This window comes from Paenibacillus sp. AD87, from assembly GCF_001659845.1.
Classification (GTDB): domain Bacteria; phylum Bacillota; class Bacilli; order Paenibacillales; family Paenibacillaceae; genus Paenibacillus; species Paenibacillus marchantiae.
Genome location: NZ_LXQN01000007.1, coordinates 4,616,159 through 4,641,126 on the forward strand (window position 1 = coordinate 4,616,159; position 24,968 = coordinate 4,641,126).

Below are 24,968 nucleotides of genomic sequence, written 5' to 3' on the forward strand. Positions count from 1 at the left end.
ATTGATAATCTATGGATCAACGTTCATATTTATATTAAAATCGATTATGGCACCAATTTCAACCTGAATTTTGCAAAATGTTATTCTTTTCATTGGATTTATGTTTAACTTAATTCTATAAATCAAAAATGGAGGAACAGATGTGATCAGAGCAAATACCGATGCAGAATGGCTGCCCCTATACGAGGCACTCGCGAGTGAAGTCCGTCTGCAGATTATCAGGCTTGTCGCGGAGACCCCAATGAACGTGAAGGACATTGCCGCATCCCTCGGCCTGAGCAGCGCAATTGTAACCATGCATGTTCGCAAGCTTCAGGATGTGGGCATTATTCAGTCCAAAATGATTCGTAAGGATGGCGGCACGCACAAAATGAACAGCCTGGCAGTCGACTGGATTGGCATCTCTATGCCACAGGAAACGGGCACCATCCGCAAGCTTCATGAAGTGGCAATCCCTGTCGGGCATTACACCCATTTTGATGTGTATCCAACTTGTGGTCTGGCTACATCCAATCAGGTCATTGGACAGTATGATGATCCACGCTATTTTCTAGATCCCGAACGCATGCATGCCCATATTCTCTGGTTTGGACGCGGATTCGTGGAATACAAAATTCCAAACTATATCTTGTCAGGTCAACAGATCAGTGCCATTGAATTGTCACTTGAGATAGGTTCAGAAGCTCCTTCGGTCAACCCAAACTGGCCTTCGGATATTACCTTCATGCTCAACGGAATTCGACTCGGTGAATGGACAAGTCCTGGAGATTCCGGAAATGGACGAGGCATGTTCACCCCGGAATGGTGGAGCGACAGTGTCAATCAATACGGCATGCTCAAAGTGCTGCGGATCACCCATGAGGGCACCTTTATTGATGGACAGCATATGTCCGAAATTACGCTTGCGGATATTCCCGTGGAACGCAACCAGTGGACATTGCGCCTCTCCGTGGAGGAAGATGCGCAGCATGTGGGTGGGCTAACGTTGTATGGTCAAGGATTCGGCAACTATGATCAGGATATTCTGTTCCGTCTGTACTACCAGGACTAATAAACAACAAAAAGAACCTTCCATCCCCCGTATAGAGCAGAGATGGAAGGTTCTATATATGGTCATTATTGAATATGCATCCTGGAACTTAAAGTGCACTTCCACCGAACAAGAAACGGTACTCCCAATGTTTGCCGGAGATATCACTAATCGTTACACCGCCGCCAGCGTTGGAATAGGTGTGCAGTATTTTGCCGTCACCCAGATAAATTCCCGTGTGGGTAATCGTAGCAGTAGATTTGTTCACACTAGAATACGATGAAGCCGAGCTGCCTTTGTAGGACATAAAGTACATCAGGTCACCACGCTTCAGATTTTTCCAATTGGTCTGAACGGTACCATTGGCTTTCACATAAGCACCTTGTTTACGCGAATCGGATGGAAGCTTGATTCCAAGCGCATCAATAAATGCCTGGCGGACAAAGCTTGAACAATCGAACGTAGCCGTACTGTTACGACTTGCGCCAAACTCATAAGGCGTCCCCCAATATTTCATACCGGCAGCAATCACTTTCTCCACCGAAGCACTGCCTGTAACTGAACCAGACCCACTAGTACTGCCACTTCCTGTTGTCGTGTTGCCTTTCACAGCTTGTGTATATTTTGAAGAAGAAGATATGTATCCTGTCCGGTTACCGGAGTCCGTAACTTTATACCAGCCTGATCCGGATTTTTGCACTACCGTGACAGTCTCTCCTTTTGGCACCAAACGAACAATGCTTGCGGAAGAAGATGGCGATGTACGCAAATTAACTCCCCAGATGACTTTAACTTTTGAATTATCAACTGCCGCTGCTGATGCAGGTGTCGTTAATGCTCCTGTTGTCAGACTTCCCATCAGCATCGTTGCTGTTACACTTGCAGTAATGATCTTGCTTTTCCAGTTCATGATGTCGTGTTCCCCCTGATGTTACAGAATTTTAACCTGGCCTCATTCGCCGGGCTTGCCCCATTGTAAAACGGGCTGTCCATAACGATCATCAGTCCAAAGTCCTGTATTCGATCAGGCAGGCTTGAGCACTAAGAATCAGGGAAACCTCTCACACCAGTTGGCTAAAACTGCCGCAAATCTCTTCTTTTTCAAAGGTTAAATTATTGTAACTATTTGCTACGCTTCGTTTTGCGCAGAAAAGAGACCTAAACCGCGCATCACTTAGGACATGCGTCATATGACCTATATTTTAATATTTAAATTCTATATTTGGTAAACATTACTATGGTTCATTTCCCTATTATGAGTACCTGTAATCCTAAAATCATCATACAAAAAGCCGGAGATCTCTCCCCGGCTGTACTCTGTCTCAATATGAATCGACTATGGCTCAATCCCCCAAGCGTTGACTCCGCTAATATAAGCGGTCACTTTGTTCCAGGCGCTAAAGGCCGTTTTGGAAGCATCAAAAGAATAGTCATTGGTCTGATCAAAATTCGTCCAGTTGTTCTTCGAGAAGCGCCCCTGGATAATTCCCGTCTCTGCTCCGGCAGCCAGACTGCCTACCCCGGACTTAAAACCAATCTCCAGATACGTATCCGCTGTCCCTTTAGCCGGATCTACCGTCACAAAGTGAGCTTCAACGTTGGCGCTGCCAATCTGAGCGTAATCACACCAGAAACTCAGATCTGATGCACTATCCTTCGTAAAGTAATACCGCACCTTCACCTGGCTCAGATCCACTGCTGTCGTGCCTGTGTTCTTGATATTGAACTGCGGGGTCACCGCATTGCCTGACGTCCCTGAACCACCATTGCGGTATTGTACTTCAAGTGCACCTGTTGTTACAGGAGGCGCTGTTGGTGTCACCGTCACTACGTTGGACAAGGTCTGCCCGCTTGCATTTACTGCCACCACTCGGTAATTATATGCGGTACCGTTCACTGCCGTGGCATCCGTGTAAGTCAGCACCGTCAGACCTGTAGCCAGATCGGCGTAGGCTCCACCTGCAACCGAGCGTTGTACCTTGTAACTTGCAGCTCCGGTCGATGCGGTCCATGTCAGCACAGCCTGATTATTGCCTGCCGTTCCCGTAAGGGTTAACACTCCCGGTATAGAGGTTCCCGCTTGCGGTGTTGCAGAGGCCTGAGCAGAAGGTGCAGATTCACCCGCCGTATTCACTGCAGTCACCACATAATAGTACGTTTTTTCATTGGTCAGTGCTGTATCTGTGAAGGTCGAACCGGTAACACCCGTTGCTACGGAAGTATACGGGCCACCGTTCACCTCTGCACGTTTTACCGTGTAAGAAGCGGCACCAGTGGATGCGGTCCAGTTCAGAGCAACCTGCTCACTGCCTGCAGCAGCTGTCAGACCCGCCGGAGCTGCTGGCACTTGGACCACTGGGCCTCCTGTGTTACCCAGGAGACGATCATATTCTCCATACGCGGTAGCCATATCCACCTGTGACCAGAAACGGTGATACGTAAACGTTGGTGCGCCATTTTCCCATTTTTTCGTTGTTGGATTATAAGACGTTTTGTACAGATTATCCAGATAAGCCCAAGCCGGATCTTGCTTGATGGCTGGACGCAGGTCAGAGTAACCAATGTATACGCCATTACCACCTTTGGCCGGGTCAGAAGGTACGCCGGCTGTACCCGGTATCGTGTTCCCCTGCCCGAAGGTTCCCGTCCAGTTTGCCGGAATATAGATCTCTTTGGCAAAGAAGCGGAAGTAGTCTTTACGGACTTCTTCAGTCACGATCCCCACACCATCATTGTAATCCCACGCCGTATTCAATAGTTTCTCGGCCATATCTTTGGCTTCCTGGCCTTTGGCACTGAGTACGCCGCCTTCGGCTTGAGTCCCCGCAGCAAAGAACGTCAGGGCTTTGATATAGCTCCCCAGTACGCCTGTATCCTGAGCAGGATCTTTGGTTACCACATGGAAATTCGGATTTTGCGTAAAGGCACTGAACCCATTCCATTTATCCGGTTGCCCCTGCCATTCCTGGCTGCCTGGAATCCAGAATTCGCCCGGTGCAGGTGTAGTAGCAACCTGTGCATTGGTACCTCCAAGTATCCGTTGACCTGCCGCATTCAGATAATATCCTTGTGCATCCGTCACCGGACGCTCATCGACGAATACATAATCCTTGGCCCAGTCGACCCACTTGGTAATGACTTTTTTGGCCATCTGGAAGTTCTCAGAACTGAGGTCCCCGCTCTCAGCAAGAATGTAATACATCTCAGCTACACGCTCCAGCGACCAAGCCTGGAAACCAAACCACGTGTTGGAGTCGGGGTCCCGATATACAGGAGCTTCCTGATAAGCCATGTCATAGAACGTACTGGTTCCAGCAGGATAAGCTTTGTAGGAGCCATCAAAACTGTTCGTCGCTCCACCGCCAATTGCCCCTTCGTGAGACTGTAACCAGGTGTAGAACTCCAATTGGCGCTTCAGCGATGCATTCCAATCTGCCTTGGCAGTTGTCGATTTTGGAATCAGGCCACCTGCCGGATCAGACAAGGCATACGCTGCCACCGGATTCTGGTAAGCCTGGTGCGTATGACTGGCTCCAATCCGCCAAGCCCAGTTCCCACCCTCGCCAAGGCCGCCGCCCCATGAGGTATACCATGCCATCAGATACATATTAGAGTCTTTGCCTGTACCGGCAGTTGGTGTGCCGTTCTTGGCACTTCCGATCTTCTGGAAGTACTTGTCGTGCATCCCATAGCGCAGATAGTCGCCCATCTTCTTCGCTTTGTCCAGATACGTTGTATTGGTGTAGCCCATCTCCTTCGCCCAATACAGTACCTGCACCGCACGTGCGTCAGCATCCGTTGCGTTGGTATAACGCCACTGGGCAGCCGGTGTCTGAGTCTCCTTGGTAAACAGGCTCATGAAACCTTCGCCCGTTTTGCCAAACGTTTTATTGTCCTGGGATGGGTGTGGAATGGCTTCCCATACAGACTCCTGCTCTCCACGCTGGAATGTATTCACGTAAGCCGCTGTATGATTCGGATTCAGCAGGTTACCATACCCGTACCAGTTATCCACATCCAGCAGCCAGTGCATCAGGTACGTCTGATTGTTGCCGTAGGAAGATTTCAGCTCGGCATCAAGTGGGTCTTTTCCGGCCGCATATTGACCGTTAATGGCAGAAGGATATTGATCCGGAAATGGTTTTTCCGCTGCATAGGTGGCCGGGCTGTTCGGATTGTAATAACTCATCGTAGGCTGCTCTTCCTTGCCGTCACCTTCATTGACAGGGATGATGTATTTCTCCATGCTGTCCCAAGCCGCTTCCAGTTTGGACCAATCTCCCGTATAGTGACCATACATCGTTTCCAGCCAGAGCCAGTAACTGTATGCCTCGGATGTCGTCATGTGCCCATAATCCGGTGCCTCGCTCATCAGCGTTTCAATGGAATGATAGGGAATGCCCTCTGGAGAAAAATAACCGTTCGCCGGTTCTTTCAGCTGATCATACAATTGCAAAAATCGAGCTTCATTTATTCCGTCCGCCTGAGCATCAATGTTCTGCTCTTCGGCATAAACCGTTTGGGGACCTGCCCACAAACCGGTGTACCCGGTCAGCATAACGGTCCCTGCTAGCATGGCAGACAAACTTTTTTTCGCAGCTGATTTCAACATGTATATACCTCCCTGGAATGGTGAAATTCAATTTGAATTACCGTGGGTCTGCCCATGCTGTTGAACTCCCTGTTAGGTTATGGCTCAATGCCCCAGACTTTCTCACCTCCCTGAAACCCAGTTACTTGATTCCATGCGGTAAAAGCTGTCTTGGTTGCATCATAGGAATAGTCGTTGCTCTGATCGAAATTGCTCCAATTGTTCTTGGAAAAGCGCCCCTGAATCACACCCGTCTCCGCTCCAGCAGCCAGGCTGCCAGCCCCGGATTTGAAGCTGATCTCCAGATACGTATCCGCTGTGCCCGTTGTCGGAGTCAGCGTGACAAATTTGCCTTCAATATTAGCCGTGCCGATCTGAGCATAATCACACCAGAAGGTCAGATCCCCTGCACCGTCCTTGGTAAAATAATACCGGAGCTTCACGGTACTCAGATCAATCGCCTGAGTGCCTGTGTTTTTTAGATTAAACTGCGGAGTCACCGCATTGCCGGAAGTACCTGACCCTCCATTACGATATTGCACCTCAAGCGTGCCCGTCGTTACCGGAGGCGCACTCGGTGTCACCGTCACGATATTGGACAACGTCTGTCCGCTCGCATTCACGGCGGCGATTCGATAACTGTACGCCGTTCCATTTACCGCTGTTGCATCGATATAATTCAATACTGCCAATCCAGTTGCCACATCGGTATATGCACCACCCACAACGGAGCGCTGTACCTTATAAGTCACAGCTCCCATTGCTGCCGTCCAGGTCAGAATCGACTGGGCATTACCTGCCGTACCGCTTAATGTCAGTGCGCCAGGCAACGATGTTCCAGCCTGCGGCGTGGCAGAGACTTGTGCAGAACCGGGCGATTCTCCGGCTGAATTAACAGCCGTCATCACATAATAATAGGTCTTCCCGTTGGTAAGCCCCGTGTTCGTGTATGTCAATCCATGTACATCTGTAGCTACAGAAGTATATGGACCCCCATTCACCTCGGCACGCTTCACGTTGTACGATTCTGCCCCAGGTGATGCTACCCAGGTCAGGATGATCTGAGCATTCCCTGATACAGCCTGCACGCCAGAAGGTGCAACAGGAGTGACAACTGGTGTAACACCAGGTTCCTGACCGTATATCCGTATTCCCGCATCGTAGACTGGGAGATATACGCTCTTCGCCACATTACCTGTGCCCAAGCCCTGGAATGAATGATCATTATTCGCATTCCAGGCGCCTTGCGGGCCGGTAATGCGGAACTGGACCTCTTTGCGATAATGTCCTTCCCCGCCTGGATATATCTTGGTCCCAGTAAAGTCCGCCGTAACAGCGTAGATTCGTTTCGCTGCATCAACCACAACCGGTTGGGATACGGTAGCACCCTCGGCGTATGCGGTTGTAACCTTGACATCAGATACGGTATATCCTGCAGCGTAAACTTCACTTAGATCCAGAAAATAGCGAAAAGACAACTTATCCCCCATCCGCGCAGGCCAGCCGGAACGATTGTTTAGTTGAGCCTTGATTTCCGTGTAATTGGGACCGGATGCCTTCACGGCAGCTTCGACAAAGAACTCATCTGTCTTCACTTCCGGAGCCGGAAAATTCGCGATGGGCTGATCATTCTGGCCGAATAACAGATTCATCTTGGCTAACGCGCCTGTAAAGCCTGCATTGTAATCGGTTGCCACCTCATTGCTGACATAGTCGCCAATGGAATCGGTATAGGCATCCGTTGCATCCGGTCCACCAACCATCGCTCCGTACAACGTGTGACGGTGCTCTGAAGGTGTATTTTCATTGTTCGTCCATGAACTGTGAGAGGTCCGGTGATGAGGATGCTTAGGCGGATTCTGACCATAACCGACCACATAACTGCTCTGGCGAGGATTATCCCCCAGAATGTAGTTCATTTGAGAGACGGCAAAGTCCTGATACCTTGCCTTCTTCACCGGATCACTGACCCAGTCGGAGTATACAAAAGCAATAAAAGATGCATTCGCTGCATATCGGAGCGATCCCCATGTATCAAGCCAGGCAAGCCCGCCCGGTGTATACTTGATTCTTTGTCCATTCGTGCCTACAGACCAATAATCCAGATTGCGCTCCGTGGATTGAATGAACCGCGTCGCTTCTGGCATGTTCAGACTCGACGTAATGCGAGCCAGCAGAATCTGGGCTCCGTAGTGTTTGTCATCCCAGCCTTGGGTCCAAGTATAGGCCCAGTTCCCGTTCTGTCCATCTGCCTGCCACAGATTCGCTGTAGCAATCGCCTTGGACAAGTAAGCGCTATCATTTGTCGCCATATATAACCATGTTGCAGCCCAGGCGAGTTCATCATAGTAACCTGTCCATGAATTGTAGAACGATTGGGCATCTGTAATGCAATCCGAATATTTGCCTCGATACGTATCCGCGAAGCTGTACAGTTCCTTGGCATGTTGAAGTAGTTTGTTGGCATAAGCCGGGTCACTGTCCCGGAACACAATGGATGAAGAAGCGAGTGCCGCTGCAGTTTCTCCCGCAAGTTCACTTCCCGGACAGGATGCATCGATCTTATAAGCAGGACGGTTCATCTGCATCACTTCAGCCGGTCCCCACCAGGCATGGTCTGTATTGCCCGCTCCGACCTGTCCCCATAATTCATTTGGTTTCGAATGCGCTTTCACAAAATAATCTGTGGCCCATCTCAAGTTATCCTTAATCTGCTCCAGTTGCCCTGCCTGCTCGTATCCCTCGCGGTATTCCACAACAGACCAAGCTAACATCGTAGCCGAATAGGCCATGGGCAGACCAAATTTCACATGATCTCCAGCATCGTACCACCCTCCGGTCAAATCAACCCCAACATCCGCTCCGTCATTTAATCCGGAATCACCACGCCATTCCACCCGATTGTCTTCCGGCAATTTCCCTGAACGCTGAGTTTCATAGAAATAAACCGCCTTTTGTAATGCCTCCGCATAGTTATGATTTCCGGCAGCCGCATCTGCCTTACCACTCCATGCCTGTATGGATGTACTTCCTGCCAGTAGCCCTACCGATAACGCGAGGATAGCGATTCGTCTCCACCAGCTTCCCTTCATCTTCAACCATTCATCTCCTTTTGCAATAGTCGTCTCGTAATTTTCCAATTACACTGATGTAATGACCCGCTCCTTTCTATGGTGTGACTCCATGTATTTCCACCATTAATTACCATTATATCCTTTTGCCCCAGTTGCAATATCAGCGCTGGTGACTTCTGAAATAACATTGTTGTGACATGTTTGGGTAGTGATATGACAAAAAAGACTGCCCCTCATATCGCTTGAACGCAATATGAGAAACAGTCCTGATATTTTGAATAACCCGTGCTACAGGTTGCATGATGATCCATGGTACTATCCAGTCTGAACACCCTACTTTTGGATCGTTTACACTCTGAATTTGTTGATTTGCTCCTGCAACTCTTCAGCCATTTTGGACAAAGAACCTGCGGAGGAAGCGATCTCTTCCATTGAAGCCAGCTGCTGCTGGGTTGCGGCAGATACATTATGTACCCCGCCTGCTGCTTCTCCCGCAATGTTAGAGATCTGATCCACATACCCTACAACTTCATTCGTACTTGCTGACATTTCCTCCGAACCTGCAGATACTTCCTGGATTTCACCAGCGACCTTGTTCACTGCATCCGAAATCTGTTCAAAGGCTTGTCCAGCCGCTGTTACAATCTCAATGCCGGCTTCCGTTTCATTGCTGTTCACTTTCACAGCCTGCACCGCATGATCTGTATCCTTCTGAATCAATTGGACAAGATCCGTAATCCGCTGCGCGGATGTAGAAGACTCCTCTGCGAGCTTCCGTACTTCTCCGGCTACGACTGCGAAGCCACGTCCGTGCTCACCTGCACGTGCCGCTTCAATTGCTGCATTCAATGCAAGCAGATTAGTCTGACGGGCAATATTGTTGATAACCTCGGTAATGGTACCAATCTCTGCGGAACGTTCTCCCAACCCTGTAACCAGTTCTGTCAGTGATGCAATGGAGTTGCGAACAGATCCCATCTGTTCAACAGCCTGCTGAATAATCATATTTCCTTCGGCTGACTGATTCGCTGCATCAACAGCAGATACGGATACACTTTGAGCAAGCTCAGCGATTTGTTCCGAACCAAGAGCCATTTCACTCATCGCCTGTGAAGAACGTTTCACCATATCTACTTGATCCGATGTGCCTACAGCCAATTCCTCAACCGTCTCGGAGATCTGTTCCGACGCCCTTGTATTCTGCTCAGCACTCGCGAGAAGTTCTTCCGAGGAAGCGGCTACCTGTTCGGATGTCATCGATACAGATTGAATCATCTCCCGCAGGTTGCCAGTCATCACATTGAAGGAATCGGCCAGCGTTCCCAGCTCATCCTTGTTCTTGAGAACAATCTTCTCACTGGTCAGATCCCCATCTGCAATCAACATCGCTGCTGCATTCATCTTCTGAATTGGACGCGAGATGATGCTTGCAATGAAGAAGGCAATAAACATGGCCACCAGGAAAGCAACAATAGTGACTCCCAATATAATATTAAATGCTTGTTCAGCAGACTCAACCGATGTATTCGTTGCTGCATCCGACAGTGAGTTCCCCATCGTGATTAATTGGGCAATGGTATCATTCGCTGTATACCATAACGGATAGGCCTCTGAATGCAATCTGCTGGCTTCTTCGTAATTGTTAGCCATGCCCAATTTCATAAATTCCGGCATTTTCGCCAAATACGCCTCATAGTTCGTGCTAAATGTATTGTACATTGCCACTGCTTCGGTATTGTCTGAGATGAGTGAAACCAGTTCCTTGCGCTCAATCGCAATCTTGGCTTGGAGCTGTTCCAACACTTCATTCATCTTGGTGATTTCAGTTGGATTTGTTTCGACAATTACGGCAAGAGCAAGCCGCTCGACGTCCGAAATATCACCATTCATCATCCCAAGCAGGCTCACACTGGGCATCCACATCTTATCGATTTCATCGGCCTTTTTGGACATATCATGAATTTGGGTTAACGCATAAATGCTTACAAAAGCCAGTAAAGCCACTACCATTAGAAATCCAGTCAGTAATTTCATTCGAATTGTTAATCTCAATTTCCCCTTCACGTTTCCCCGCGTATCTTTCATGTTCCCCACTCCTCAACTAGTACATATTTATAGTATATCGACACGTATCGTCATGAATTGTAGATATCTGAATTCGATTTTTGTAAATTTCAGTTAACTTCGAAATAAACACAAAAAAGCCTTAAGTCTTTGGCTCACCAAAAACTTAAGGCTCTCGTATCCAATACTTCTCTTCCAACCTCTACTATATTCAACTGTTTCTAACGGAAAATCCGCCGATGAATGTTAATGAAGAAATCGGGAATCGACTTGGTATAATTACGCGTAGCGATCAGGATCACACTGACCAGGCTACCTAGAATGAATCCGCCCAGAATATCTCCAGGATAATGTACACCTACATAGACACGCGACACTCCTGTCAGCACAGCAAGTAACAGCATCCACATACCGAAGCGACGCCCGATAAAAAACGAAGCTGCAGCGAGCGCGAATACAAAGGAAGCATGTTTACTTGGAAATGATGGATCTGGTACATGCGGAACCAGTTGATGCACCGTGCCTTCCATGAACGGCCTTGGATGACCTACCACAGGTGAAATTCCCCATTTTGCCAAAACAAGTGCTACAATCGAAGCTACACACGCATAAAACACAATTCGTTGCTTCGACGGATTGCCAAGAAACCACACAATCACAAGAAGCCCTATCATAACCCAAACCGCATATTCAGCTGATGTAATCATAAACCAGTCCAGAAACGGAATTCGGTCTGCAAACTGGTTGATCCAATTAAATACAGATTGATTCATAACAGTCGTTTAATACCTCCATTACACAAAACACGATTATTTTTTACATAATAAATATACACTAACTATTTGTCAAATATGTCGCCTAGTAACCGAACTTTCGAAATCAAAGAGGACATTTCTCTTACTTTTTGTTAAACTAGTTTGGGTTACATAATAGTTCATTCATAGAAAGGTGAAGATTATGCTTAAGAAATGGTTATGGGGGACATCCCTAACCCTGGCACTTGCCATAACCGGTGTCATTGTATATTACGGATACTCGATCGTTCATTTTGCCAATAGCATCTCAACCGCTTCCGAGACTTCCACTTCTGACACAAACCAAAATACGGACACTCCAACCACCCCTGTTCCTAAATGGGAAGGGAAGGAACGAGTTAACATTTTGCTGCTTGGAGGTGACACCAGAGGGGATGATGCCGGCCGTTCAGATTCGGTCATGGTCGCTTCCATTGATCCGGTATCCAAGAAAGCCCATCTCTTCTCTGTTCTGCGTGATACATATGTTGATATTCCGGGACACGGAAAGAGCAGACTCAACGCGGCCTTCTCTTACGGCGGAGCGGAATTAACCAAACAAACGGTCGGTGACTTGCTCGGCATCCCTATCCAGCACTACGTGTATACCGATTTTATCGGATTCATGGCGCTGGTTGATGCTGTAGACGGGATCGATATTGATGTGGAGAAAGACATGTATTATACCAGCAAAGCAGATAAACATATGTACGATATTGATCTCAAAAAAGGACTTCAGCATATGGACGGTAAGACCGCCCTCCAATATGTGCGATTCCGGCATGATGCCACATCAGACTTTACGCGTACCGAGCGGCAGCGGATTTTCATGACTGAGCTGGCTAAGAAGATGCAGAGCACTACGTCACTCTTCAAGATTCCTGAAATATTGGAAGCTGTCGCTCCATATATCGAGACAGACCTCAGTCCAACACAGATGTTAAAATTGGCTTCGCTCGGATTCGATATTAACGTAAATGAAATCGATAAACAGCAGATCCCTCCTAACAAGTTGCTAACCAATGAACTTGCAGGTTCTGCCCAAGTACTCGGTGTGAATAAACCGAAACTCCAAGCATACATTCAGAATTTGTTTGAGGAAGATGCGAAATCCTCAGAGGATGAATCAACAAAAGTACCAGACTTAAACTAAATGGAATGGAAACAAAATGAGGCAGGTATCGCAATGATACTCCAATTAAAAAGATGGCTGCCGCCATCTTTTTTTGTACCTATTTTCCCCATTTAATGCAGCCTTAATGTTCAACAGGTACCCTTAAATGATGAATTCCGGTTACACGAAGGAGGAATACACGTGAATAAACCGCGAATCGTGGAATGGACTCAGCTGCGCGGCCTTGCATTTCTCGCTATTGTGATGCAGCATAACATCGCGGAATATATATATCGCGCCGATATTGAACAACCCGATTCCATCATGCTGACCATGATTTATCATCTGACTCGTTTCGGTACGCCGACATTTGTCTTTCTGTCCGGTGTAATGCTGTTCTATCATCATAGTCACACCAAACCGGATTACCCCCGTTTTATCCGTAAGCGGTTTGGAGATATCTATGTGCCCTTTGTGGTATGGACATTCATCTATTGGTTGTTTGTCCGGATATTCACGCCTGAGTTCTGGCTTTCGGGTATGCCGGACTTCCGGAGTTTTGTTCGTGAACTGTTCCTCCCCCAGACGGGATATCATCTGTGGTTTGTGATTATGGTGTTTCAGTTCTATATTCTGTTTCCCCTGTTTCTTGCGGGAGCCAAGTTCATTCAGAAACGTATTGAAAAAGTTACACGCTTCACCCCGATGCAATCCGTCATCACGCTGATTCTCATTGGGATGGCATTATACACTTTACTTATGAAATGGTCCTACTACGATATGGGCGGGTGGACAGCTTCCTTACCCCAACCCTGGTCGGGTTTGCTGCAATATCGCTCTTATTCATGGGTTATGTACTGGTTTTACTTTTTGCTGGGGGCAGTCTGTGCCTGGTCAGTGGATAGTTGGAGAAGTTGGACTGCAAAGGTATTGCCCTGGATGGTCTGTCTGTTTATCGGCATGTACATCTGGCTTGGATATGATGTGCTGCGGGGATCAGACGATGTCGTTAATCTGAATATCTCAACCTATCTGAAGCCCACGACATTCATCATCATCATGGCTCAGATGTTCATGTTCTATGGGTTCCTTGTACTGCTGCGAGGCAAAGATACACCATTTCAGCGTCTCCTGACGTGGATTGGCCGATATTCCTTTGGTGGCTATCTGGTTCATGCACTGGTTATCTATTGCATTGCGTATATTACCCGGCCACTTACACTAACCGGATGGCATCTACCGATAACATTGCTTTCGTTTCTTGTTACCGTAGCAACGTCCCTTGCAATCAGTTGGGGACTTTCCCAACTTCCTGGTTCTCGCTTCACCATAGGATTACAACGGAAGAAACGCCTAAGTCCCCGTTTGCATGATACTATTTCTGCGAGCAGAAATAGTTCATCCGAGCGCAATCCGTCAGCCAACGCAAATCGCAGTCCGGAAACCAGCTAATTCTAGTCGAATATAGAAAAAGCGTCTCCCTTCGTGGAAGACGCTCTTTGTCACTTCACTTCTGTGGAAGCGGATCGACCGGGTACAGGTTCGTGAGGACCAGGACCTTGATGTGCATTGCCCTTCTGATTAACGAACCTTTTCAGGTCACCCGTCAACTGCTCCTTCAGCTTGTCTACCAGTTGCGTTTCACTGATGCCTTTTGCCTGAGCAATCTCAGCCAGTGATTTCCCGCTTTGAAGCTGCTGATGGAGCTGCTCCGAGGTGATGCCGATAAAGCGTGCAATAGCCCCCTTGTCCATCATCGGACGTCTGTTGCCGTGGTGAGCGAACTCACGTCTTAATTCCCGCAGTGGTGTGTTAATTACCTTCTTCAGCTTGGTATCCATTCCTGCTTTGGCTGCTGCTGCCTGCTCTTTCGTGAGACAGCCTTCTTCGGCTGCTTTATCCAATCGCTGAGAGAGCGAGGGCTTCAGCTTCTCCAACAATTGATTTTCACTAAGTCCCTTGCGCTCCTTGGCAATCTGAGTCAACGTTTTGCCAAGCTCCATCTGTTCCTTTAAATCACGGAGCCCAATACCGAGCAGGTCCGCGGTTTCTCCAATCATAAACAGGCCATGACCTGCTTGCATGCATGGCTTGGTCTGGTTTGAGGAGGAAGATGGTGTCGCCATATGATCCTCAACAGATCCATTTGGATCAGCGGATGCCGTATAGCCGGTTGATGCTGTTATAAATACGGCTGCCAGTCCGGCTGCCATCCATTTTTTCCATCTGTATTTCATTTCTCTTCTTCCTTTCATATGTCAAAATCCTGTGCTCTCTTAGTTTGAGCCTAACTTCCGCTTTTTTATGCCATAAAAATACAAAATGTCATTGTTTTTTTCACAATTCATCACAAAACCTCCTATTTTTTTCAATTCATTTCCGGTATACTGGAAGTAACTTCATGATCTAGTCGAATAGTCCTTATTACTTTACTTTGGGAAGGGCGTAACCAAACGATGCGGAGAGAATGGTTTGATCCGTTTAGATCCGATGTGGAGGTGGTGTTCGCTGCAGCAGAGCAGCTGGTACAGAAATATCCTGAACCAATGTCAGAACATGCACTAGAACAACTTCATTTGGTCAATCCTTTGTTACGAGATTCGGGTCACAGTTACATTGGCTACATTATTCCATTGTGGATGCAACTCTCGGATGGTCTACCTCCAGAGAAGGCACACAAACTGAGTACTGCTTGTCTCCTGCATATGCTATATTTTCTGAATCAGGATGAAGTTATGGACGAACAGCCAGAAGATGTGACACTGAAATTATCACTGGGTAATCTTTACTACGTGGATGCGATCTGTGCCTATTCAGAGCTATTCAGCGTTTCTTCCCCGTTCTGGACGTATTTCAGACAGTATGTGGAGGATTGGGCTATGAGCGTCACCGGTGAGAACACCATCGATTATTTCAAGAGAAGCCCGCTATTAATCGCCCAAAAAGCTGCCCCACTTCTGCTTGGAGCTGCTGGCTCACTGCTTCTTTTGGAACAGGAGCATCGTATCACTCCGGTATGTTCTGCCGTCAACATTGCACTGATGACTCTCCAGATGACAGATGACTTCACAGACACCAAACAAGATGCTGTGCATGGAAATTACAACAGCTTCCTCTCCCACATATCCGCAGCACTGGAACATAATTACCCGGCTCATCCTGTAAGCGAACGTGTACATGATAATGTATACAATACTCAATTGATGAACTCCTATGTAGACATTGCTCAGCAATATAACATCAGAATAACATCTTCTAACTCGGGAATTTCACATCTCGAAGCGTTTAATTCTTACTTATGCGGCATTCTGGGACAAACTGTTCAGGACATTGAACAACACAAAAAAATGCTTTTTCAAGGCGGGTTTCATTACTGGATCAGCGAGAAACAACATTTGTCCTAATCACAAAAGAAGAGCTGGTACAGTTGAATTTTAAATATGAAGGGAATGTTGACGATGATGGTATCAGAGAAAACGTTGCACGAGGATATTATTGAAAAGGCCTGGACCGATGAGCACTTCAGACAACAACTGCACTCCAACCCGAAGCAAGCGCTTCGTGAAGCATTTGGCATTGATATTCCTGAACACATTCAAGTCCGTACCGTTGAAGAACAACAGAACGACTATGTTCTCGTGATTCCTCCCAATCCAGCCAAAGTGGATTATGACGTAAATTGCGGACCGTGGAGAAGCTAAACGGATTAGATTGAATATGTAATTGATCGACATCAGGGGTAGCGAACAAAAAAGCCATCGTACACTTCTACCGCTCGTCATTCGACGAACGCGGCAAAAGATACAACGGCCTCTGTTCCTACCCCTTTTGTGCTTGTAAAGCTAATCTGCCCATGCATGGCTTCAACGATTCGGAAGGTCACCATCATGCCAAGGCCTGTCCCCTTAATTTTGTTCGAGAAATAAGGCTCCCCAAGGCGGACCAGTGCTTCCTCATCCATGCCCTCACCGTTATCCCTAACATGTACCTTGATAACCCCATCCTGAGCATAGGCCCAAATATCAATCTGACCCTGTCCTTGCAGCGCTTCAATACTATTCTTAATAATATTAATAAAAGCCTGTTTGAACTTGGAAGAGTTCCCTCTAATCCATAGATCTGGCGGAATGTCAGTTGTTATTTTACCGCCTTCCAGATTAGCCATCGGTACAAGAATGCCTTCAATATGATTAAATTCATCCGCGATATTGAGAGAGACAATATGATCGAACTCCGGTTTGGCAAACGTTAGGAAGTCGGTAATAATGCCGGAAGCCCGATCAAGCTCCTCCAAAGCAATCCGCACATATCCCTTGTTTTTGTTGTCTTCCTGCTCTGTCATGAGCTGAAGGAATCCTCGTGTCACCTGCAACGGATTACGAACCTCATGAGCAACCGACGCCGCCAGTTCGCTAATGATTTCCATTTTCTCGGATCGCTGCAATTCATTATTGAACAATTCCAACTCTTTCGAGTATTCAAGCACTTTGGTATGTTTTTCAGCAAATCGGCTTCCCAGTATGGCAATAAGTGAGATAATAAAAGCAACCATGGACCATTTCCACCATATCAGATGATATGTTCCATTACGCTGGTAATACCACAGTAGTTCAGCAACACTGATTAAGGCAAATGTGCCGAATCCCGTAGCAAGCAAAAGAGCTTCCCGGCTCCGTTGAAGCGCTTTGGAGATGGTGCCGATCATTAAGATGCTCAACAGGATTACGAGAACGAATCCAATCACGTTCTGAACCAACAAACTATAGAGCATGTCCCATTGACCGCCTGAAATAAAATCAATCATCAGAGCAGCCACAGCAACTACAGAATAGATGAATTGGAATTTTCTTAGTTTGGTAAAGATGCCATAACGACCTGGTCCGATAATTTGTTCAAAAAAATAACAGAGTGCAGGCATGCCCATCAGCATAGCCAGGTCAAACAATACGGAATACAGATTACCGTAAACCTGGTAGAACGTATATAAAAACTGTGAATAGGTGATAATCATCGTTCCGATTGAACCCATCACGATACATAGCGAAATCCACAACCCTTTATGGAATTTGCCCAGGAAAAAAGTGCAACTCAGCATCGTTAGAGCCGTGAACACAAAGGTCGCTCCCAATATCACATCAAGCAGTCCATTGTGAATGTACTTTTCCTGTAATGTAGCATAAGGCCCAACCTGAACCGTTCCGTAGATGCCAAGTCTGCCTTTTTCATTCTCTGACCATACGTAAAGTTTTCCACCTGAATTCTCACTTGATAAGGGTAACAACACAGCGTTGTTATCATAATTGTAATGATAATTCTCATATACCCTACGATCGTCCAAGTAGATTACAATGTGGTTCCCTTTAATATTCTCAAAACGGATTGCCGAGCTATCTTCGTTTATTTTAGGAATGGACACACGAGTCCACATGGAACCCGAAGGAGCTTCTACGCTGCTGTATTCCAGCTTTTCAGCACCTTGCTTCTCCCAGATCTCCTCCGTACCTTGAACCTCACTGATGAATCCCTGATCGTGTACGTTCCCCCATTTTACTTCCCATCCCGTAATGGATACAGGTTTGTCAACTTCTCCTGCAGTCGCTGAGACGAAATCATGCGGCAAGCAGAGAATATTCAACATACTTATCCATAAGATGATGATAGCTTTGGGCACATTTTTCATTCACAGCACCTCAAAGTTCTTATTTTCTCTATCCCCAAGTTCTCTCATTTATCATTCGCCACAGTTTGACGTGTCACCTTCTTGTAGGAAAATGAAAATTCACATTTTAGTAGATTTATAGTTTTATTTCCATTTTTTTGATAGGTTCTGAGTGTTTTCTCCATTATCCGCGCAGATCTTCGAACTGGTTCTCAATCATTTCGCGCTCTTTCTGTTCAATCTTTGTGCGATATTCCAACCACTGCTCCGTTTCCTCATCGTCATAGATCGTCCATATATCCGAGAAAAGATAATCCCGCAACTGAACAATCTGTCCTGACCATATCCCGCCTACCCAGAACAGCCCGTCCGGACGACGTATAACGGTACGGGAAAACCCGGGCGTAGACGCTTTTTGCCCGATTCGGATTTGAGTGATCATATTCCCCAGCGTAAACCAATCCAATTGGAATCCCTCCCTCATATATCCATGTTTCATCATATCATAGGCCAAAGATGAAAAGCTGTAAAACTGATCTCTGCGATTCAATCGTCCCTTCCAGGTGTAATGTTCCTCAAAGCAAACACTTACCAATGAGGAGTGATTCAAATGAATGAGCCACACAGAACGGTAGAGGTAGAACATAAGGATGTCCAACACAAATCGGATTCAAGTATGGTCGCTTCCACGTTTATCAAGTATGCGGCTTATATCATTATTTTCTTTGGATTTCTGTACTTTCTGGTCAAATATGTATTTCCTAAATTTTAAAGCATACACGTTGAATCTGTAATCCGTACATTGTTCACTTTCAGCTTATATTTATATTTTGGGAACACAAGGGAATCATAATGGGTGCGAGATTACAACGTTAGCCCTTTGGGTAACTACGAAATAAGAACCTTTCTTTTCAAGATAACTGCACAATCAAAAAAACAACCATTAAATATAATCCACTGAGAGGGAGTGCTACTTATGTCAGACAGACCGATTAGCAATGAAGAGAGTGAACGTTACTACGACCGTTATCAGAGGTCCCGTGATATTCCACTGGAAACCGAAGTCCCTGAAGGTGACATAGACACTTTTGATGAAGTTACAGGAAAACGTATTGATACTGATAATACAGTGAATCCGCCCCTTGTAGCGGCTACGGAAGAACCGGAATTGGAGTCACGGACAGCGGAGCCTGCACTCGAATCCGTACCTGATGCTGATCTTATTCAACCGAATAGTCCGGTTGATCCTGCGGCACCCGACCCCAACGCTCTTCACGGGACGGACCTGCTAAACGGCGCTGGGGCAGATGCGAAACCGGAGAACGATATTCCACCACGGCGCTAATCTTCTTGTCACAGCCTGAATTAGGAGGTGCAGACACGATGAAGGATAATCACAAGCGACAAGTACATGAGCCCGATAATCTGGTAACCGAGCGGAATATTGATCCGAATTTTGGATTGTTCACGGAAGATTCCTTTCCCGAAGCCTTAGCAGATGAGGATCAGCTTGATGCTGTTGAACATGCCATTCCGAAGGAGAACGTTGAAGGCGTTGAAGTTCCCCTAAAAGATTCATCCTCAGATGAATAGGAACGCATTACAGATCCAATGAGAATATGAGGAAACCTCTTTACCAAGAGGTTTCTTTTTGCTTTAATTTCGTAATAACAATGACTTTATCCTGAAAAAGAGATGGCTACCGTATTCGTACGGTGCCATCCCTCTCTCTGCTATCCAATTAGCCATTTCACGTTTTGGCGTTTTTGATTACTTCGCCAAAGGTTTGCCCGCTCCCGGCAACTTCTCCTCCAGTCGGGACCATTTCGCAACAATGGCGGTAATCAGCAGCGCCACTCCATTGATGATAAAAATCCAACGAATCGGCAACCAGCCACCCAGAACACCACCGATTATCGGCCCCGCCATCGTACCGATCTGGGAAGCCGACTGATTCAGGCTGAATGCTCTTCCCCGGAAGCCAGGTTCAGTCACTTGCACAATCATCGCATTAATCGCCGGGAACACCGCAGCAAAGAACAATCCATACACAAAACGTAATACTCCGAATCCAATATAACCTGTAGTGAAAAATTGCAGGAGGTTACCAATCGCCCCGCCAACAAGGCCAATGATCAGTACTTTGCCATAACCGATTCGTGAACCGATCTTCCCCCAGCGCGGCGCCATAATAACCGTAGCTACGCCAACTGCAGAGAAAATAATTCCTGAGCTGAGAGAAGCACGATCCGGCTGAATGCCCATTTCCATCACGTATACGGTCAATAATGGCTCCAGAATCATCACGGAGAAGGTACATATGCCCATCATGCCAAGCACCGTAATAAACAAGCGATTGGCCCTGGCTTCACGGATGTCGTCCATCACATGAGAACGTGCCTTGTTCCGATTGAAGTTCTCTTCTTTGACCCAGAAGGTCGCGATTAACGCCGAGACCAATACTACGATACTGGAAAATAAAAACGCATTCCGGTTGCCATAATAGTGGCTTACCACCCCACCAATTAATGGTCCGATTATACCTCCTGTTGCACCGGCTGTTGACATGATACCAAGTGCATACCCTGTCTTCTCTTCCGGTGTGTTGGTTCCGACCAGTGCAATCGCCGCCGGAACAAACCCCGCGAGCAATCCCTGAAACAAACGAACCACGATTAATGAATAGGGGTCCTGCACAAAATAATTGATCAAATACAAAACCGCAAGGCTGTATCCCGACCGGATCAGCATTGGCTTGCGCCCATATTTGTCAGCAAGTGATCCCCAGAAGGGAGACACCAGCGCACTTGCCAGAAACGTGATGCCAAAGGCAAGCCCTGACCAGAACTCCAGGTGATCACGAACGCCCAGATCGCCACTCAGAAACAAAGGCAGAAATGGGATGGAGATCGAATAAGCGGTGCTGCAAAAAAACACACCAATCCACAAAATCACCAGATTACGCTTCCACGAGAAGTCCATATACCCGCACGCCCTTTCCGTTACTGACGCCGGGACTGCCGTGTATTGGAGCGGACGGAACAGACCCGTACGTCCTGACTGCGGAAGCATTTTCCTTATTTTACACCTCTGTAAGCATTTACACCATCCCTTATCGCCCATAATATCCTGCCTTGCATTGCCATCTTGTCCGCAAAAACGGTATGATAGTTGAAGGATTATCCGAAAATAATTCTGACTAAATATATTATGCAGAGATGCAAGGGGGAACGTTCTCATGTCTTTTCGGTGGAAAAAAACAACAGCTGTGTCGCTGGTTCTAGCGATGTTGCTTATCGTCATTAGTGGTTGTGGGCGCCCTGCAAGCAGCGCGACGGAAACACCGGCTCCAGTGGAGCCTACTGGTCCCAATCCTGTAGCCACAATTGAAATGTCAGATGGTCAGAAAATCGTCATCGAGCTCTATCCGGAGATTGCACCAAATACGGTGAACAATTTTATCTCATTGGCGAATAAAGGTTTCTATGACGGTTTGATCTTTCACCGTGTTATCCCAGGCTTTATGATTCAGGGTGGTGATCCAAACGGAGATGGTTCGGGCGGCCCAGGTTATGCCATCAAAGGAGAATTTACATCCAATGGTCATAAAAACCATCTTAATCACACGCGTGGGGTTATCTCCATGGCGCGGACAAATGATTTGGACTCCGCAGGCTCCCAGTTTTTCATCATGTTAGCGGATGCTGATTATCTGGATAATGCCTATGCCACTTTCGGTAAAGTTACAGAAGGTATGGATGTCGTTGATGGAATTGCTGCTCAGGAAATAGGCGGACAAGACAAACCAGTTACCGATCAGGTAATGAAAAAAGTCACTGTCGACACTCAAGGAGTAGAATATCCTGAACCGGTAAAAATGCCTTAACCTTACCTTTGGAACGGATTTTAGTTATCCATCTTAATTCACAACCTGTAAGACAAAATAAAGCTCTGTCCTGCGTATTCACGCAAGGCAGAGCTTTATTCAATGTTAGCGTTTACATAAATGACTTTATAAAAAATTTCCCTCTTCTGGCACAACTCTATATGCAGCAGCTCTGTAACCCGCTCGTCTCAATACATCCATCCCATCAAACGCAACCAACCGATGATCGCAATCCATAGCGGACAGCTGAAAGCAACACCCCATGCAAGCCCTTTCAGTAAACTACGGTTTACTTCCACGAACAACGACTCCTTTCTCCAGGGAATAGTCGCAGTATCGGTAATATTATATGAATTTATACCCGTTTTCATTCGTCACGTAACCCCCTATTTCCTGCTTTTGTCCCGCAGTTTCATGGAATGGGTTTGGTGAACCTGATATAATATATTTACTGAACGATAATGGAAGCTGATTCATGTTTTTGAGAGGAGATTATTATATGGCAAAATCCAAAAAACACACCCCTGCTCCCAAAGCAGTACAGGATAAACCGACCACACTAAAGGATCTGCTGAGCAGTGATGTGTTAGAGAAACTGAAAGCTCAGGCGGATGAAGCCAAGGCTGCCGAGGCAGACCGCAAAGAGCAGGAACGCCTGCAGGCGGAAGAAGTTCGTAAAGCGGAACAGAAGCGGAAAGATAATGATTTTGAATACCTGTTGAACAACAGTTCGTTGGACTGGAAGAAACATAAGTAACTTTTGCAGCGATCAGATCATCATGATATCTAAATTATAGAAACAGGGCCGTTTAACGATCCTGTTTTTTTGTGTGGTGCGTATGATTCATGACTCTTAAGTCGGGTATGTAGAGATAGAGAGTTACTGATAATTCATACGATACGGAGGGATCAGGATGACTGAACAACGTTTGCAAGGGAAAGTTGCGATTGTAACCGGAGGTGGCTCAGGAATTGGTCAGGCAACCGCCATTCGTTTCGCTGAGCATGGGGCCAAAGTGTTCATGCTGGACCGGACCCCGGAGAATGCAGAGAAAACCCAACAGACGATTGAGAATGCAGGCGGAGAAGCCCACGTCATTGAATGTGATATATCCAAACCGGACAACGTGCAGAAAGCAATCAATCAGGTGGCAGAGCAAGCTGGACAGCTTGATATTGTATTTGCCAATGCGGGCATCAACGGCACGATGGCTCCCATTGAAACGATGGAACCTGAGGACTGGGATCAGACGATGGGCATCAATATGCGCGGCACGTTCGCAACTGTGAAGTACGCCATACCCCATTTGAAAGACCGCGGAGGAAGCATTATTATTACGAGTTCCATCAACGGTAACCGTGTATTCTCTGGCATAGGGTTCTCTGCATACGCTTCCAGTAAAGCAGGTCAGACGGCTTTTACAAAGATGGCAGCATTGGAACTGGCTCGTTACAAGATTCGTGTCAACGCCGTCTGCCCAGGAGCCATAGACACGAACATCGATGACAACACCTATCCTTCGGACGATCTGATAGAAGTACAGATCCCGGTTGAATTTCCGGAAGGTCATGAACATCCACTCAAAGGTGAACCTGGAACGTCGAAGCAAGTCGCCAATCTGGTGCTCTTCCTCGCTTCTGATGAATCTTCCCATGTGACCGGTACCCGGATCTACGTGGATGGAGCGGAATCTTTGCTCCGTGGATAAAAATTAGAAACATGTTCCCTGTGGAGTTAACAGCCAAACATCCCGCTAACGATCTGGATATCCAGACCGCTGCGGGATGTTTAGTTTGAAATATATCTTTATAGAAGAACGAAGAACAGCTCCCTCTGCCTACCATTGGTATCGGATGACCTTTAACTAGAGCGCTGAACTCTTTCCTCTCTTCACTCGATTATTCAGCCGCTCCGGAATGGCAAAGAGTAGAACGTACATTAGGGAGAACATGACTAACGCCAATACCTCTTCCCCAAGAATGTACAAGGGATAGGGGCCCAACATGTCGAGCACTGAAGGCGTATTCGGTTTGTGTCTCAGGAACATATAATTGGCGTCAAGCAGGACATCCACACTGTATACGACCAACGCAGCCACGTTCACGAATATCATCGAACCCAACACAGCTCTCCAGCTTGGACGAAGCTGTTCCACCCAAGTCATATAGAGCAACGCCAGAATAATACAAGCGTGAGCAGTAAAAAATTGAATGAAACGAAAATGTGCAAAACCATAACCGAGATTAGGCGTTACGATAGCCATCAAGGCTCCTGCTATACCTGCGAACAGCAATGCAGAATGCAGCAGTCGGCTGCGTGTCAATAATAGCAGCGCAGATAACAATAGGGACAGACTGCATAACTCCAGCGGCAATGAAGTCTGTAGACTCCACACCTCCCCATATACATACCAGAGCTGAAGCACAATCTCACAGCCGAACATGACACATGCCAGAGCGATCCGAAAGGTACGGCGTGTGTGCGGTGCCCAGGACCGCAGCCAATTCCGAAACAGGAACATCAATATAACCAGTGCAGCAATCACACCGATCGCCCATAGGTGCGAAGTGGAAAACAGCATAAACGGTTTTGCATCATAAGGGTCTAGCCACTGAGGATAAGCCATGTTCCTCTTCTCTCCTTCTCATTACACAAACACAGTTTATCTCTTTAATGTTAACTTTTTCATTTTGTCATTGAATGAATGCACTGTCCAGATGGAATTCTAAATTAGGATTGTATTTTAAATATCTTT

22 protein-coding genes are annotated in these 24,968 nt (G+C 46.8%); 11 read left to right on the forward strand and 11 right to left on the reverse strand.

From position 1 onward, the window contains the following. The first annotated feature begins 142 nt into the window (after positions 1 to 142). The gene (locus gpAD87_RS20420) at positions 143 to 1,051 is read left to right on the forward strand and encodes an ArsR/SmtB family transcription factor (protein ID WP_082935196.1); all 909 of its coding nucleotides are present in this window, start codon (positions 143 to 145) and stop codon (positions 1,049 to 1,051) included. Positions 1,052 to 1,139: 88 nt separating this feature from the next. On the opposite strand, the gene gpAD87_RS20425 is transcribed toward gpAD87_RS20420, so the two are convergent. From gpAD87_RS20425 to gpAD87_RS20445, 5 genes are all read right to left on the reverse strand, one after another. Next, on the reverse strand, positions 1,140 to 1,940 hold the full coding sequence (locus tag gpAD87_RS20425) for a C40 family peptidase (RefSeq protein ID WP_063564594.1): 801 nt from the start codon (positions 1,938 to 1,940) through the stop codon (positions 1,140 to 1,142). 426 nt (positions 1,941 to 2,366) lie between these two features. Continuing rightward, positions 2,367 to 5,642, reverse strand: a complete 3,276-nt coding sequence (locus gpAD87_RS20430) for a glycoside hydrolase family 48 protein (RefSeq protein ID WP_064640244.1) — start codon at positions 5,640 to 5,642, stop codon at positions 2,367 to 2,369. A gap of 77 nt (positions 5,643 to 5,719) precedes the next feature. Continuing rightward, positions 5,720 to 8,713: a glycoside hydrolase family 9 protein gene (locus gpAD87_RS20435; RefSeq protein WP_082935311.1), complete on the reverse strand. Its 2,994-nt coding sequence runs from the start codon at positions 8,711 to 8,713 to the stop codon at positions 5,720 to 5,722. Between the two features lie 330 nt (positions 8,714 to 9,043). Next, positions 9,044 to 10,780, reverse strand: a complete 1,737-nt coding sequence (locus gpAD87_RS20440) for a methyl-accepting chemotaxis protein (protein ID WP_231952684.1) — start codon at positions 10,778 to 10,780, stop codon at positions 9,044 to 9,046. A gap of 200 nt (positions 10,781 to 10,980) precedes the next feature. After that, positions 10,981 to 11,532 carry an undecaprenyl-diphosphatase gene (locus gpAD87_RS20445; protein WP_063564596.1) on the reverse strand — a complete coding sequence of 184 codons (552 nt, stop codon included), beginning with the start codon at positions 11,530 to 11,532 and terminating at the stop codon, positions 10,981 to 10,983. Positions 11,533 to 11,716: 184 nt separating this feature from the next. Here gpAD87_RS20445 and gpAD87_RS20450 point away from each other — a divergent pair, with 184 nt between their 5' ends. Then, a complete protein-coding gene (locus gpAD87_RS20450; protein ID WP_064640246.1) occupies positions 11,717 to 12,706 on the forward strand; it encodes an LCP family protein in 990 nt (329 codons plus the stop codon). 162 nt (positions 12,707 to 12,868) lie between these two features. Next, the gene (locus gpAD87_RS20455; RefSeq protein WP_064640247.1) at positions 12,869 to 14,119 is read left to right on the forward strand and encodes an acyltransferase; all 1,251 of its coding nucleotides are present in this window, start codon (positions 12,869 to 12,871) and stop codon (positions 14,117 to 14,119) included. Between the two features lie 50 nt (positions 14,120 to 14,169). Here gpAD87_RS20455 and gpAD87_RS20460 read toward each other — a convergent pair whose 3' ends face one another. After that, positions 14,170 to 14,904 (reverse strand): hypothetical protein, encoded by a 735-nt coding sequence (locus gpAD87_RS20460; protein ID WP_064640249.1) that lies wholly within the window; start codon positions 14,902 to 14,904, stop codon positions 14,170 to 14,172. A gap of 219 nt (positions 14,905 to 15,123) precedes the next feature. On the opposite strand from gpAD87_RS20460, the gene gpAD87_RS20465 reads away from it, so the two are divergent. Both gpAD87_RS20465 and gpAD87_RS20470 read left to right on the forward strand, forming a co-directional pair. Then, positions 15,124 to 16,071, forward strand: a complete 948-nt coding sequence (locus gpAD87_RS20465; protein WP_064640251.1) for a hypothetical protein — start codon at positions 15,124 to 15,126, stop codon at positions 16,069 to 16,071. A 36-nt stretch (positions 16,072 to 16,107) separates the two neighbouring features. Continuing rightward, the gene (locus gpAD87_RS20470; protein WP_231952686.1) at positions 16,108 to 16,368 is read left to right on the forward strand and encodes an NHLP leader peptide family RiPP precursor; all 261 of its coding nucleotides are present in this window, start codon (positions 16,108 to 16,110) and stop codon (positions 16,366 to 16,368) included. Positions 16,369 to 16,445: 77 nt separating this feature from the next. Here gpAD87_RS20470 and gpAD87_RS20475 read toward each other — a convergent pair whose 3' ends face one another. Then, entirely contained in the window at positions 16,446 to 18,305 is a 1,860-nt protein-coding gene (locus tag gpAD87_RS20475; protein WP_231952688.1) for a sensor histidine kinase, read from the reverse strand. A gap of 205 nt (positions 18,306 to 18,510) precedes the next feature. Beyond that, positions 18,511 to 18,792 (reverse strand): hypothetical protein, encoded by a 282-nt coding sequence (locus gpAD87_RS20480; RefSeq protein WP_063564602.1) that lies wholly within the window; start codon positions 18,790 to 18,792, stop codon positions 18,511 to 18,513. Positions 18,793 to 18,936: 144 nt separating this feature from the next. Between gpAD87_RS20480 and gpAD87_RS32260 the strand changes: the two genes are divergently transcribed. The 3 genes from gpAD87_RS32260 (at position 18,937) to gpAD87_RS20490 (ending at position 19,919) form a co-directional block, all read left to right on the forward strand. Next, positions 18,937 to 19,098, forward strand: a complete 162-nt coding sequence (locus tag gpAD87_RS32260) for a hypothetical protein (RefSeq protein ID WP_017690239.1) — start codon at positions 18,937 to 18,939, stop codon at positions 19,096 to 19,098. A gap of 204 nt (positions 19,099 to 19,302) precedes the next feature. Further along, the gene (locus tag gpAD87_RS20485) at positions 19,303 to 19,671 is read left to right on the forward strand and encodes a hypothetical protein (protein ID WP_064640255.1); all 369 of its coding nucleotides are present in this window, start codon (positions 19,303 to 19,305) and stop codon (positions 19,669 to 19,671) included. A gap of 38 nt (positions 19,672 to 19,709) precedes the next feature. After that, positions 19,710 to 19,919, forward strand: a complete 210-nt coding sequence (locus gpAD87_RS20490; protein WP_064640256.1) for a hypothetical protein — start codon at positions 19,710 to 19,712, stop codon at positions 19,917 to 19,919. Positions 19,920 to 20,096: 177 nt separating this feature from the next. Here gpAD87_RS20490 and gpAD87_RS20495 read toward each other — a convergent pair whose 3' ends face one another. Beyond that, entirely contained in the window at positions 20,097 to 21,308 is a 1,212-nt protein-coding gene (locus gpAD87_RS20495) for an MFS transporter (RefSeq protein ID WP_064641080.1), read from the reverse strand. A gap of 256 nt (positions 21,309 to 21,564) precedes the next feature. Here gpAD87_RS20495 and gpAD87_RS20500 point away from each other — a divergent pair, with 256 nt between their 5' ends. After that, on the forward strand, positions 21,565 to 22,212 hold the full coding sequence (locus gpAD87_RS20500) for a peptidylprolyl isomerase (protein WP_064640258.1): 648 nt from the start codon (positions 21,565 to 21,567) through the stop codon (positions 22,210 to 22,212). 188 nt (positions 22,213 to 22,400) lie between these two features. Here the strand turns inward: gpAD87_RS20500 and gpAD87_RS20505 are convergent, their stop codons facing one another. Further along, the gene (locus gpAD87_RS20505) at positions 22,401 to 22,583 is read right to left on the reverse strand and encodes a hypothetical protein (RefSeq protein WP_064640259.1); all 183 of its coding nucleotides are present in this window, start codon (positions 22,581 to 22,583) and stop codon (positions 22,401 to 22,403) included. Positions 22,584 to 22,711: 128 nt separating this feature from the next. Here gpAD87_RS20505 and gpAD87_RS20510 point away from each other — a divergent pair, with 128 nt between their 5' ends. Both gpAD87_RS20510 and gpAD87_RS20515 read left to right on the forward strand, forming a co-directional pair. After that, a complete protein-coding gene (locus gpAD87_RS20510) occupies positions 22,712 to 22,969 on the forward strand; it encodes a YqkE family protein (RefSeq protein WP_064640261.1) in 258 nt (85 codons plus the stop codon). Between the two features lie 157 nt (positions 22,970 to 23,126). Then, positions 23,127 to 23,921 (forward strand): SDR family oxidoreductase, encoded by a 795-nt coding sequence (locus gpAD87_RS20515; protein ID WP_064640263.1) that lies wholly within the window; start codon positions 23,127 to 23,129, stop codon positions 23,919 to 23,921. 156 nt (positions 23,922 to 24,077) lie between these two features. Here the strand turns inward: gpAD87_RS20515 and gpAD87_RS20520 are convergent, their stop codons facing one another. Continuing rightward, complete coding sequence (locus gpAD87_RS20520; protein WP_064640265.1) at positions 24,078 to 24,839, reverse strand: YwaF family protein; 762 nt, start codon at positions 24,837 to 24,839, stop codon at positions 24,078 to 24,080. Between the last annotated feature and the right edge of the window lie 129 nt (positions 24,840 to 24,968).